This is a genomic window from Bradyrhizobium sp. LA2.1 (assembly GCF_040547725.1).
GTDB classification, from domain to species: domain Bacteria; phylum Pseudomonadota; class Alphaproteobacteria; order Rhizobiales; family Xanthobacteraceae; genus Bradyrhizobium; species Bradyrhizobium barranii.
In genome coordinates this window covers 1-11,634 of sequence record NZ_JBEPQI010000041.1, presented here as the reverse complement: position 1 = coordinate 11,634, position 11,634 = coordinate 1, and the positions used below count along the sequence as shown (strand labels likewise).

The window sequence follows — 11,634 nt, the reverse complement described above, 5'->3', positions numbered from 1 at the left end:
TATCCACCAGCCGGGGTTATGGATTCCGGGCCTGGCCCTTCGGGCCATCCCGGAATGACGAGTTGAGAGAGTTGCGCATTCATCGCAGCACGATCACGTCCTGATCCGGCTTGTCGGCATAAAGCCGCTCCACCAGCGCCGCGCGGCGTTCCAGGCCGGCGCGCTGGTTGATGTAGCCCTTGTCGGTGAGCTCGTTGCCGTCGATGGAGGGCGGCTCGGCCATCAGCATCGCGCGCGCGATAGCGCGGCTGCTCGCGCCCCCACACTCCGCATTGTGTGCTTCGAGGCCGCGTTTGAAGCAGGCGATCACCTCGGGATGTCTTACAGCATCCTCGAAGCTCAAATCGGGATTGCCGACGAGCTGGCGACAGGCGTGCAGGTTCGGCCATGCCAGCAGACCGATCGAGCATTGATCCTGCCCGGCAACCAGCGCGTCATGCACAACGGGTGTCGCCGCGGCAATCGCGTCGGTGCGGAGCGATCCGACATGGACGAAGGTGCCGGTGGTGAGCTTGAAATCCTCGACCACGCGGCCGGCGAAGATGATGCCCTTTACCGGATCGGCATCGTCGACGAAGATGCCGGCATCGCCGATGCAGTAAAAACCCTCCTCGTCGAACATCATCTTCGTCAGATCCGGCTGGCCGAAATAGCCGGGCGTGACGTTGACGCCGCGCAGGCGCAGCTCGTATTTCGAGCCGCACGGCACCATCTTCAATTCGACGCCGGGGAACGGCAGGCCGATCAGGCCGACGCGCTCGGTGTCCCAATAAGTGCCGGTCGAGGTCGGCGCCGTCTCGGTCGAGCCCCAGCCGGTATAGAACACGATGCGCTCGCCGGTCGTCTTCACTGCGAGGGCCTGCATGCGCTCATAGAGATCGTCAGGCAGCCGCGCGCCGCCATAGGCCATGATCGACAGGTTCTTGAAGAACGAGCGGCACAGCACATCGTCCTTCTCCATGGCCGCCGCGAGCGCGGCATAGCCGGCCGGCACGTTGGCGTAATAGGTCGGCGAGATCTCGCGCAGATTCCGCAGCGTCTCCTCGAACTGGCCCGGCATCGGCCGGCCGTCATCGATATAGAGCGTGCCACCGTCGACCAGCACCGGGTGAAACGCCGCATTACCGCCCATGGTATGGTTCCATGGCATCCAGTCCAGCATGGTCGAGATCGGACCGCCGGGATCGCGCGGCCGCACCTGCATCATCATCGCCGCATTGGCGCACATCATCTCTTGCGTGTTGATGACCGCCTTGGGCATGCCGGTCGAGCCGGAGGTGAACAACAGCTTGCCGACGGTCTGCGGCGTGATCTTCGCGATCGATGCTTCGACATCGGCGGTCACGGACGTTGCCGCGAGCTCGGCAAAGCTGACGCTCTTGATGCCGTCGCAGGGACGCGCGACGTGAACGACGGTGACGCCGGTGAGGTCGAGCGCGTTCAGCGCCTTCTCGAAGGTCGGACCGTCCTGCACCATCACCACGGCCGGCTTGATCAGGTCGAACAGATATTTCAGCTTGACGTGATCGTGGCTCATCAGCGAGTAGGCCGGCGACACGGGAGCCGCCGGCGAGCGCGCCTGCATCGCGGCCTGCGTCATCAGCGCGTGCTCGATCGAATTGCCGGAGAGGATCGTGACCGGGCGTCCCTCGAGCCTGAGATTGAGCAGCGCCTGCGTCAGCGCATCCACGGTATGCTTAGCCTCGCCGTAGGAGACCTTGCGCCATTCGCGGTTCGCTCCGCCGCGCTGCGCGAGCCAGATGCGCTCAGGCGCTTGCCTGGCCCATTTCGCCAGCGAGGCCGGAAGATGCGTCTCGTAGGCTTGCAGCGGAATGCGCGACTTCAGCACCACCGTGCCGTCGTCGCGGCGCTCGACGTCGATGTCGCGCGCGAGCCACTCGACCTTGCGAAAGGCGGGCTTCGTCATCACTGCCGCCGCACTTCCACTCATTTTGCGTCTCCCGGAATTATCGTCCTTTGCGGATCGTTCTCGTTCAGCGCCTGATATAGACAGGCTTTCGCTTCTCAAGGAAGGCCCTGATGCCTTCCGAAAATTCCTCGGAGCGACTGCACAGGACCTGGTTGCGGTCCTCTATCGCGATAACGGTTTCCAGCGATCCCGCATCGACGCTCATGTTGAGACATTCTTTTGACAGGCGCAGTCCCACGGGCGACGCCGTCATCATCGCATCGACATAGGGCGCAGCAGCAGCATCGAGATTGTCTTCATCGACGACCTCGGACACGAGCCCAACCGCGAGCGCGCGCTCGGCGCCGATGAAACGTCCGGTCAGGATCAATTCGGACGCGACTGAGACGCCGACGAGCCGCGGCAGGAAGTAGCTGGTGCCGATGTCGCAGCCGCCAAGGCCCAGCTTGATGAAGGCACAGTTCATCCGCGCCGACTTCGTCGCGATGCGGATGTCGGAAGCAAGCGCCAGCGCAAACCCGCCGCCAGCCGCAGCGCCCTGCACCAGAGCGATGATCGGCTGCGGACAACGTCGCATCAGCATCACGATGTCGGCGATGCGACGCTGCGAGTCGAGCGACTCGGTGACGCCGGGCGGCTCCTGCTGCCCGGCGCGGCGGGCCATCGCCGCTTTGAGGTCGAGGCCGGCGCAAAAATTCTTGCCGGCGCCTTTCAGCACGACGACGCGCGTGTCGCGGTTACGCTGGAGGCCCTGGAAATAGGCGTTGAGCGCATCGATCAGCGCCGGATCGAGCGCGTTGAGGTTTTCGGGCCGATTGAGCGTCACCGTATCGACGCCGTCGTTGTGCTCGATCAGCAGCGGTTGGGACATGGGCGCTCCTGCTTGCCGCCGATTGCGGTGCCGATTGCTGCGCCCTCTCCCCTTGTGGGAGAGGGCATGTATGTCGCTAGCCACATACTCGCTTGGGTGAGGGGTCTGTCTCCGCGGATGCATACCCCTCATCCGGCGCTTCGCGCCACCTTCTCCCACACGGGGAGGAGGAAGAAGAGCCTTACCGCGGCGCCATACGGATGGCGCCGTCGAGACGGATAGTCTCGCCGTTGAGCATCGCGTTCTCGACGATGTGCACGGCGAGCGAGCCGTATTCCTTGGCATCGCCGAGGCGCGAGGGATGCGGCACCTGGGCGCCGAGGCTCTTGCGGGCCTCCTCGTTCAGGCCCATCAGCAACGGCGTGAAGAACAGGCCGGGCGCGATGGTGTTGACGCGGATCTTCTGGCTCGCGAGGTCGCGCGCGGCCGGCAGCGTCAGGCCGACGACGCCGCCCTTCGAGGCCGAGTAGGCGATCTGGCCGATCTGGCCTTCATAGGCAGCCACCGAGGCAGTGTTGATAATGACGCCGCGCTCTTCTCCGACGGGCTCGATCGTGACGAGGCGCTCGGCGAACAGACGCAGGCAGTTGAAGGTGCCGATCAGATTGACGTTGATGATGCGCGCAAACTTTTCGAGCGGATAGATGCCGTCGCGGCCGACGATGCGCTGCGAGCCGCCGATGCCGGCGCAGTTCATCAGCACGCGCGCGACGCCGTGCGCGGCTTCCGCCTTCGCGATTGCTGCCTTGATCTGCTCCTCGCTGGTGACGTCGGCATGAAGCGCGACGCCCTTCACTTCGGCAGCGACCTTCTCTGCATTGTCCTTGTTCTGATCGATCACACCAATCTTGGCGCCCTTGGCGGCCATGGCGCGCGCGGTCGCTTCACCAAGACCCGAACCACCACCGGTGATGAGAACGGCTACGTCTTTCAATTCCATGACAGGCTACCTTTCCTTGGGCGTTTCTTCTCTAGACTTGTACGTCTCGGCCGGATTATCCGGCCGCGGTAGCTTCCTCGGCTTGCGTGAGGATGCCACCGCAGATCAGCGTTTCCATGTGCTTGATGTATTGCCGGCAGACGTCATCGGTGACCGGACCGACGCCGGTCGCGCGAGACATCGCGTGCCGGCCAAAGAACAGGTGATCGCAGGCGCCGATCAGGCTGGTGTAGAACAGCACCGGATCGGTGGCGCGGAACTCGCCGCGGCTGACGCCCTCAGTGAGCAGGCGGCGGTGGAAGTCCAGCAGCGGCGCCACGAAGAACTTTGAGACTTCGTCGGCAGAGCCTGCATTGGTCTCATGCAGCAGATAGTGAATCAGCCGGTTCATGTAGGGGAACCGGTAATAGGCGCGGATGATGCCGGCGATGTGCAGCTTCAGCTTCGCCGTCGATGTGATCGGTTGCGCCAGCAGATATTCCAGATTGGACATCTCGGTCGCGGCATCGCGCGCGAGCAGCGCCAGCAAGAGGCCGTCCTTGTTGCCGAAATGATATTTGACCAGCGCGGCATTGGCGCCCGACTTCTGGGCGATGTCGGACAGCGAGATCTCGATCGACGAGCGTTCGATCATCAGGTCGCTCGCGGCCACGAGCAATTTCTCTGCCGTGGAATTCTTTCCGCTCGGGAGCCTGTTCGGTACGCTGGTAGTCACGGAGTTCCCTGTTCTCGCCGCTTGAAGCGGCCGCAGATAAGCCGAAGCAGCGCCTCATCACAAGAGTTAATTGATCGATTGACTAAACGATATCGCGCCCATTAAATCCGCGCCGACAATCCAACTCGATAGAGAACAATCCAGGGAGAGACCGACATGGCCGAGGCTTACATCGTCGCCGCTGCGCGTACCGCGGGCGGGCGCAAGGGGGGCCGCCTCGCCGGCTGGCATCCGGCCGATCTCGCCGCAAAAGTGCTGAACGAACTGGTCGATCGCACCAAGATCGATCCCGCCCTGGTCGAGGACGTGATCATGGGCTGCGTGATGCAGGTCGGTGAGCAGTCCAACAACGTCGCGCGCAACGCGATCATGGCCTCGAAGCTGCCGGAGAGCGTTCCGGGCACTTCGATCGATCGGCAGTGCGGCTCCTCGCAGCAGGCGTTGCACTTTGCGGCTCAAGCCGTGATGTCGGGCACGATGGACGTCGTGATCGCCGCCGGCGTGGAATCGATGACGCGCGTGCCGATGGGCCTGTCCTCGCAGCTTCCCGCCAAGAACGGCTTTGGCAATTACAAGAGCCCGGGCATCGAGCACCGTTATCCGAACATCGTGTTCAGCCAGTTCACCGGCGCCGAGATGATGGCCGAGAAGTACGGCCTCTCCAAGGACGAGCTCGATGAGTACTCCTACAACAGCCATCAGCGCGCGATCGCGGCGACCCAAGCCGGCCACTTCAAGAAGGAGATCGTGCCGCTCGAGATCACCCGCGCCGACGGCTCCAAGGACACCCACCACATCGACGAGGGCATCCGCTTCGACGCCACACTCGACGGCATCAAGGGCGTCAAGCTGATCGCCGAGAACGGCAAGCTCTCCGCGGCCAGCGCCAGCCAGATCTGCGACGGCGCCTCCGGTGTGATGGTGGTGAACGAGCGCGGCCTCAAGCAGCTCGGCCTCACGCCGCTGGCGCGCATCCATCACATGACCATGACCGGCGGCGATCCCGTCATCATGCTCGATGCTCCGCTGCACGCCACCAAGCGCGCGCTGGAGAAGGCCGGCATGAAGGTCGACGACATCGACCTGTTCGAGGTCAACGAGGCCTTCGCCTCGGTGCCGACCGGCTGGCTCAAGACCACCGGCGCCGATCCGTCCCGCCTGAACGTCAATGGCGGCGCCATCGCCCTCGGCCATCCGCTCGGCGGCTCCGGCACCAAGCTGATGACGACCCTGGTCCACGCCCTGCACCAGCGCGGCAAGCGCTATGGCCTGCAGACTATGTGCGAAGGCGGCGGCATGGCGAATGTAACGATCGTGGAGCGGCTGTAAGCTGCTGCTGCCACACTAACGGTGTGGTCCCGGCGAAAGCCGGGATCCATACCGCGAAATCTATCGATTGTGGTTGGTCGCAGTACCGAACGACGATCCTCTGCCAAACGACGCCCTGTGGTTATGGGTCCCGGCTTTCGCCGGGACGACATCTCGTGTGCCTTGGGACCTACGCTTATGACCCATCCGTCCATCTACGCTCGCACAACGCCCGACAAGATCGCCTACCAGATGGCCGGGACCGGCAAGGCGATCACCTATCGCGAGCTCGACGAGCTCTCGAACCAGGGCGCAAACCTGTTCCGCTCGCTCGGCCTGAAGGCCGGCGACCACATCGCGCTCTTGATGGAAAACCGTCTCGCGTTCATGGAGATCTGCTGGGCGGCGCAACGCAGCGGGCTCTATTACACCGCGATCAGCCGCTATCTGAAGCAGGACGAGATCGACTACATCATCGGCGATTGCGGCGCCAAGGCCGTGATCACGACGCCGAAATGCGCTGACCAGATCAAGGCCCTGATCAAGGGGACCGCGGGCGAGCCGATCTTCTACATGGTCGACGAGCCCCAGCCCGGCTTCCGCTCCTACGACAAGGAAGCGTCCGCACAGCCGACAACGCCGATTGCGGACGAGGTCGCCGGCTACGACATGCTGTATTCGTCCGGCACCACCGGCCGACCGAAGGGCATCAAGAGGGCCTTCGAAGGCAACAAGATCGACGTGCCGAACGCCTTCCTGCGCGTCCTCTGCGCCGACATGTGCGGCATGAATGCGGAGAGCACCTATCTCTCGCCGGCGCCGCTCTATCACGCGGCTCCGCTGCGCTTCAACATGATGGCGATCGTGCTGGGCGGCACCTCCATCATCATGGAGCATTTTGATGCCGAGGATTTTCTCAAGCTGGTCGAGAAATACAAGGTCACGCAGTCGCAACTCGTGCCGACCATGTTCGTGCGCATGCTGAAGCTGCCTGACGATGTCCGCAACCGTTACGACGTCTCCACACTGAAGGGCGCGATCCACGCCGCGGCCCCCTGCCCTGTCGACGTCAAGGCAAAAATGATCGAATGGTGGGGACCGATCCTGATCGAGTATTACGCCGGCTCCGAAGGCAACGGCGTCACCGTCTGCAATTCGCAGCAATGGCTGGAGCATCGCGGCAGCGTCGGCCGCGCCGTGGTCGGCAAGATCAAGATCCTGGACGAGAACGACGAGGAGCAGCCGGTGGGCGAGATCGGCACGGTCTATTTCGCCGATGCGCCTGTTTTCACCTATCACAACGATCCCGAGAAGACGAAGAAGGCCTACAACGCCAAGGGATGGTCGACGCTCGGCGACGTCGGCTACCTCGACAAGGACGGTTTTCTGTTCCTCACCGACCGCAAGTCCTACATGATCATCTCCGGCGGGGTGAACATCTATCCGCAGGAGACCGAGGACGTCCTCATCACCCACCCTGAGATCGCCGACGTTGCCGTGTTCGGCGTGCCGAACGAGGAGATGGGCGAAGAGGTGAAGGCGGTGGTGCAGCCGCACGACATGAGCCGCGCCGGCAAGGCGCTCGAGGCCGACCTGATCGCCTACTGCAAGACACGTCTCTCGGCGATCAAGTGCCCGCGCTCGATCGATTTCGAAGCCGAGCTGCCACGCACGCCGACGGGCAAGCTGGTGAAGCGGCATCTGCGCGACCGGTACTGGCCGAAGACGGCGGCGAAGATCTAAGGGCGATTCGTAGGGTGGATTAGCGAAGCGTAATCCACCTCTTCTCGCGCCGGGCCAAAAGTGGTGGATTACGCCTTCGGCTAATCCACCCTACGCTTCCTGCGTCCGGGGCAGGAAACCTTGTACCTCAATCAAACAAACTCGGCGTGTGGTTCACCAGCGCGCCTTCGATCTTGAGCATCTTCAGCTTCGTCACCACGCCACCATTCGCCGAGAAGCCGCCGGGCTTGTTGCCGGCAGCCAGCACGCGATGGCAGGGCACGACGATCGGGCACGGGTTGCGGCCGAGCGCCTGACCGACATCGCGCGACAGCTGGACGCCGCCGAGCTGCTTGGCGATATCGCCATAGGTGATGGTCTTTCCCGGCGGGATGGCGCGGGCGATCTCGTAGACGCCGCGGTTGAAATCAGGCACGCCGTCGAGATCGAGCGGGATGTCGGTGAGGTCGTCCGGCTCGCCCGCGAGCAATTTTGTGATGCGGTCGATGGCCTCTCGCACCTCGGCGGTTGGCTCGGCCTCGGTGGCGTCGGCATGGCGCTGGCTGATGCGGGTGCGGATCTTCTCCTCGCCGCCCATGGGCAGTTGCGTGCCGTTGATACCACGCGGGCCCCAGGCGATGGCACAGAGGCCGATCCGGGTGTCGAACAGGGCAAAATGCTGATCGGTCATGGCTTGGTTCCTGGCTTGCGCCCTCGTCGCATGCCCCCATTGTGATCCATGCCTAAATCTAGGCTTGGAAATAGTTGCGATCCACCCGGTTTCCGGGAATCTTGCACAGGAGTTCCCGCCCCCTTCCCGCGAGCCCCGAATGCAAAGCCTCCACGTCAACGGATACGACATGCCCTATCTCGACGTGGGCGAAGACAGGAGCCGGCCGCCGCTGGTCTGCGTGCATGGCTCGCTCAATGACTTTCGCGTCTGGGGCTGCGTGCTCGGACCGCTGACGCAGCGGCATCGGGTGATCGCCGTCAGCTTGCGGCACTTCTTCCCGGACCGCTGGGATGGCGTCGGCGACACCTATTCGATCGCCCAGCATGTCCAGGACGTCATCGCCTTCATTGAGAAGCTCGACGTCGGCCCGGTCGATCTGATGGGCCATTCCCGCGGCGGGCACATCTGCTTCCGCGTAGCGCAGGCGCGCCCCGACCTGTTGCGGCGGCTGATCCTGGCCGAACCCGGCGGCGAGCTCGATGCGAGCCTCGATCCCGATTACGTCGGTGGCCCCTCGCCGCTGCTGGCGCGGTTCACCGCCTCGGCCGAGAAAATCGCGGCCGGCGATGTCGATGGCGGCCTCGCGGTCTTCGTGGACACGCTGGAGGGAGCCGGCACCTGGCCGCGGCTGCCGGCGATGGTGAAGCAGAATCTGCGCGACAACGCCTATACCCTGATCGGGCAGGTCCGCGACAACCGACCGCCCTTCTCGAAGGCGGATGCGGAATCGATCAGGATGCCGACGCTGTTCATCCTGGGTGCGCGGACCAAAGGCCTGCTGCCAAAGGTGCTGCATGCGCTGGCTGCGCACGTGCCCTATTCGAAGACGGCGATCATCCCGAACGCAACGCATCCGATGTTCGAGCAGGCGCCGCAAAAATACTCCGAACTGGTTCTGGATTTCCTGGCGAGCTGATCATGCAGAGCTTTCGCGTCAACGGTTACGACATGGCCTATCTCGAAGTCGGCGACGGCCCGCCGCTGGTCTGCGTGCATGGCACGTTGGGTGATTTCCGCACCTGGTATTCAGTGCTCGGCCCGCTGTCGAAGTCCCATCGCGTCATCTCGGTCAGCCTGCGGCACTTCTTCCCCGAGCATTGGGACGCCGTCGGCGACGACTACAAGATGGCGCAGCACGTGGCGGACATGATCGCCTTCATCGAGCAGGTCAAGCCCGGCCCAGTCGACCTGATGGGCCATTCGCGCGGCGGCCATATCGCGTTTCGCGTGGCACAGGCGCGGCCTGATCTGTTGCGAAAGCTGGTGCTGGCCGAGCCGGGCGGCGATCTCGATGCCAGCCTGCCGGTGCCCGAAGGCACGCCCGCGCATCCGCCGCTCGCCGCGAAGACGATACGCTCGGTCGAGATGATCCGTGCCGGCGACATCGACGGCGCGCTGCAGAATTTCTACGAGGGCATCGAAGGCGACGGCTCGTGGCGGCGCGTGCCGGCCGCGGCGAAACAACAGCTGCGCGACAACACGCTCACCTTCCTCGGCCAGATCAACGAGCAGCGCCGGCCCTACACGCTCGCTGATGCGCAGGCGATCAGGACGCCGACACTGCTGATCGGCGGCGGTGCGACCACCGGCAGCCTGTCGGTGATGTGGCGCGTGCTGGCCGAGCAGATCGCGGGCAGCAAGACGGCGGTGATCGAGAATGCCGGCCACTGGATGTTCGAGCAGGCGCCGCTTGAGTTCGGCGAGGTGGTGAATAGGTTTTTGGCGGAGTAGATCTTTTCCTTCCTTCTCCCCTCTTGTCCGCCGAGGCCTCCAGGCGAAGGCGGATGTGGGAGAAGGATCACATCAGCAAATGAGTCTGCGGAGAAATACCCCTCACCCAAGTGAGTTCGTGTCTCCCAGCGGCGCTGCCCTCTCCCGCAAGGGGAGAGGGCACAGAAACTCACACCTTCCACACGCCGACCGGCATCTTGATCGTCGCATTCAGCCGGTTCCAGACGTTGATGGTCGCGATCGAGAGGATCAGGGTTGCGAGCTCGCGCTCGTCAAAATGCTTGGCGGCCTCGTTCCAGATCGCATCCGGCACCGGGTCCTCGCGATCGGCAAGGCGCGTGACGGCTTCGGTCAGCGCCAGCGCGGCGCGTTCGGCGTCGCTGAAATAGGGCGCATCGCGCCAGGCCGAGACGGCGAACAGGCGCTCGTCGGTCTCGCCAGCCTTGCGGGCGATCTTCGGATGCATGTCGACACAGACACTGCAACCATTGATCTGGCTGGCGCGCAGGTGCACCAGTTCGAGGAGTTTTTCCGGCAGGCCCTGCTTGGTCAAATTGCCAAGGGACTGAAGGACATTCATGGCCTCCGGCAGGACCATGACCGGGTGGTTCATGCGGGCGTGCATCATCTTGCGTCTCCGTTTGAAAATTTCGACGGTTCCGGTCACATCGGCCGGATTGGCTTCGTCATGGGCATGACGGATTGCGATGAGGGAATGTGACCGATGACCCAGAAAAACTTCGAAGAAAATTTTCTCAGCCGCCAGTTCGAGGCCAGCAGGGACCATCTGCGCGCGGTCGCCTACCGGATGCTGGGTTCCAGTGCCGAGGTCGACGATGCCGTGCAGGAGGCCTGGCTGCGGGTCAGCCGCTACGACACGTCCGATGTCGCGAACCTGCGCGGCTGGCTGACCACCGTGGTCGCGCGCATCTGCCTCGACATGCTGCGCGCGCGCAAATCGCGCCGCGAGGACCCGATGGGCCCGCATGTGCCCGAGCCGGTCGACGAGACGCGGGAGCGCGAGGCCGAGATGGCCGATTCCGTCGGCGCGGCCCTCCTCGTCGTGCTCGAGACATTGCAGCCGGCAGAGCGGCTCGCCTTCGTGCTGCACGACATGTTCGCAGTCCCGTTCGAGGAGATCGCGCCGATCGTGGGACGCTCGGTCGACGCCTCGCGGCAGCTGGCGAGCCGTGCGCGGCGGCGCGTCCAGGGTGCGCCGGTGCCCGAGGCGGACATCTCGCACCAGCGCGCGATCGTCGATGCCTTCCTCAGGGCTTCGCGCGAGGGCAATTTCGAGGGCCTGCTGGCCCTGCTCGATCCCGACGTCGTGTTCCGTGCCGACCAGGCTGCGGTGCGGCTCGGCACGCTGCCGGAGATCCGCGGCGCGGATGCGGTCGCACAGCTCTACAAGGGCCGTGCCCAGGCCGCGCGGACGGCGCTGGTCGATGGAGAGATCGGCGTCGCCGTCATCTTCGGCGGACGTCTGCGCATCGCGCTGCGCGTGATGTTCAACGGCGACCGGATCGCGGGGATCGAGGCGGTGGCCGACGCGGACCAGATCGCGACAATGGAGGTGGAAGTGCTGGAGCGCTAGCCCGGATATCTCACACGGATCGAGCGCATCGAGGCGCCGAATCAGCGAAAGTTGTTTTGCGAGAACGACTTTGAGATGATTCGAGAGGCG

11 protein-coding genes are annotated in these 11,634 nt (G+C 64.0%); 5 read left to right on the top strand and 6 right to left on the bottom strand.

The window, feature by feature from the left end:
• Nucleotides 1-79 precede the first annotated feature (79 nt).
• From ABIB95_RS43880 to ABIB95_RS43865, 4 genes are all read right to left on the bottom strand, one after another.
• The gene (locus tag ABIB95_RS43880; protein WP_354248799.1) at nucleotides 80-1,951 is read right to left on the bottom strand and encodes an AMP-binding protein; all 1,872 of its coding nucleotides are present in this window, start codon (nucleotides 1,949-1,951) and stop codon (nucleotides 80-82) included.
• A 43-nt stretch (nucleotides 1,952-1,994) separates the two neighbouring features.
• Complete coding sequence (locus tag ABIB95_RS43875; protein ID WP_354248798.1) at nucleotides 1,995-2,801, bottom strand: enoyl-CoA hydratase/isomerase family protein; 807 nt, start codon at nucleotides 2,799-2,801, stop codon at nucleotides 1,995-1,997.
• Between the two features lie 181 nt (nucleotides 2,802-2,982).
• On the bottom strand, nucleotides 2,983-3,741 hold the full coding sequence (locus ABIB95_RS43870; protein WP_166082383.1) for an SDR family NAD(P)-dependent oxidoreductase: 759 nt from the start codon (nucleotides 3,739-3,741) through the stop codon (nucleotides 2,983-2,985).
• Between the two features lie 55 nt (nucleotides 3,742-3,796).
• Entirely contained in the window at nucleotides 3,797-4,399 is a 603-nt protein-coding gene (locus tag ABIB95_RS43865) for a TetR family transcriptional regulator (RefSeq protein WP_354248819.1), read from the bottom strand.
• 213 nt (nucleotides 4,400-4,612) lie between these two features.
• Here ABIB95_RS43865 and ABIB95_RS43860 point away from each other — a divergent pair, with 213 nt between their 5' ends.
• A complete protein-coding gene (locus ABIB95_RS43860) occupies nucleotides 4,613-5,785 on the top strand; it encodes an acetyl-CoA C-acetyltransferase (protein WP_354120732.1) in 1,173 nt (390 codons plus the stop codon).
• Between the two features lie 177 nt (nucleotides 5,786-5,962).
• A complete protein-coding gene (locus ABIB95_RS43855) occupies nucleotides 5,963-7,507 on the top strand; it encodes an acyl-CoA synthetase (protein ID WP_354248797.1) in 1,545 nt (514 codons plus the stop codon).
• 127 nt (nucleotides 7,508-7,634) lie between these two features.
• Here ABIB95_RS43855 and ABIB95_RS43850 read toward each other — a convergent pair whose 3' ends face one another.
• Entirely contained in the window at nucleotides 7,635-8,177 is a 543-nt protein-coding gene (locus tag ABIB95_RS43850) for a methylated-DNA--[protein]-cysteine S-methyltransferase (RefSeq protein ID WP_354248796.1), read from the bottom strand.
• Between the two features lie 139 nt (nucleotides 8,178-8,316).
• On the opposite strand from ABIB95_RS43850, the gene ABIB95_RS43845 reads away from it, so the two are divergent.
• Nucleotides 8,317-9,135 (top strand): alpha/beta fold hydrolase, encoded by an 819-nt coding sequence (locus ABIB95_RS43845; protein ID WP_063985758.1) that lies wholly within the window; start codon nucleotides 8,317-8,319, stop codon nucleotides 9,133-9,135.
• Between the two features lie 2 nt (nucleotides 9,136-9,137).
• Nucleotides 9,138-9,950, top strand: a complete 813-nt coding sequence (locus tag ABIB95_RS43840; protein WP_354248795.1) for an alpha/beta fold hydrolase — start codon at nucleotides 9,138-9,140, stop codon at nucleotides 9,948-9,950.
• 169 nt (nucleotides 9,951-10,119) lie between these two features.
• Here ABIB95_RS43840 and ABIB95_RS43835 read toward each other — a convergent pair whose 3' ends face one another.
• Nucleotides 10,120-10,575, bottom strand: a complete 456-nt coding sequence (locus tag ABIB95_RS43835; RefSeq protein WP_208089258.1) for a carboxymuconolactone decarboxylase family protein — start codon at nucleotides 10,573-10,575, stop codon at nucleotides 10,120-10,122.
• Between the two features lie 99 nt (nucleotides 10,576-10,674).
• Between ABIB95_RS43835 and ABIB95_RS43830 the strand changes: the two genes are divergently transcribed.
• A complete protein-coding gene (locus tag ABIB95_RS43830) occupies nucleotides 10,675-11,544 on the top strand; it encodes a sigma-70 family RNA polymerase sigma factor (RefSeq protein ID WP_354248794.1) in 870 nt (289 codons plus the stop codon).
• Nucleotides 11,545-11,634 lie beyond the last annotated feature (90 nt).